Annotated in this window: 1 protein-coding gene; it reads left to right on the forward strand. The window is 54.7% G+C overall.

Annotation, left to right across the window (positions count from 1 at the left end):
* On the forward strand, window positions 1-976 hold a 976-nt coding region (locus tag ALO80_RS31960; protein ID WP_235812458.1), incomplete at its 5' end, for a DNA topoisomerase.
* Window positions 977-1,005 lie beyond the last annotated feature (29 nt).

Below are 1,005 nucleotides of genomic sequence, written 5' to 3' on the forward strand. Positions count from 1 at the left end.
GCTGATTGATCCGGAGCAACACTCCCGGGCGTGGAATGACAAAAAAATCACTGGGCCCCACCATGGAATCATTCCGACCCTGGAACCCGCAAAACTGTCAGCAATGTCAGAGAAGGAGCGCAAGGTCTATGAATTGATCCGCGCCCACTTTCTTGCGCAGTTTCTGCCCCACCATGAATACGATCGTACCGTGGCGACCTTCGAATCCAATGCGGTTTCACTCCAGTCAGTGGGCAAGCGAATAGTGGTACCGGGCTGGAAAATTTTATTTTCTGGCTCATTCGAGGGCGAGGAAGAAAGTGAGGAAGGTGAGGAAAGTGGGGGCCGGTCCCAGACCTTGCCAATGCTGCAGGTTGGTTCTCGATCTGACATTCAGGACCTGCAACTGAAGGCAATGAAGACAGAACCTCCCAAGCCCTACACCGAGGGCACGTTGATCAAGGCGATGAAGACCATTGCCAAGCTCGTCAAGGATCCAAGGCTGGCTCAGAAGCTCAAAGAAACTACAGGCATTGGAACTGAGGCTACTCGGGCGGCCACGATCCAAGGCCTGATCGACCGAGAATCCCTCATCAAAAAAGGTCGGGCACTTCGGGCATCTGACGCAGCATTTTCACTGATTGATGCGGTCCCTCCTGCCGTGGCCGACCCCGGCACCACTGCGATCTGGGAACAGGCGCTGACAATGATCGAACAAGGCTCCCTGACGCTCGATGACTTTATCGCGAGGCAATCGAGCTGGATCACCAGGCTCGTCGATCAGTACAAGGGCACGACGTTGTCGATTAATGTGCCTGAGGGTCCCAAATGCCCCTTGTGCAACGCGAAAACCTCTCAACGTAAAGGCTCCTCAGGTAGCTTCTGGGCGTGCACCCGATATCCGGAATGCAAAGGCACAGTGAACATTGGTCCGGCGAAGAAAAAAACCTCAGGCAAGGGAACCAAGGCGCGCACTGCAGCAGCCAAGAACGCCTAAAACGATGGATATGGCGGGCTCGCAAATGA

The sequence above is a fragment of the Pseudomonas caricapapayae genome, assembly GCF_001400735.1.
Lineage (GTDB): Bacteria > Pseudomonadota > Gammaproteobacteria > Pseudomonadales > Pseudomonadaceae > Aquipseudomonas > Aquipseudomonas caricapapayae.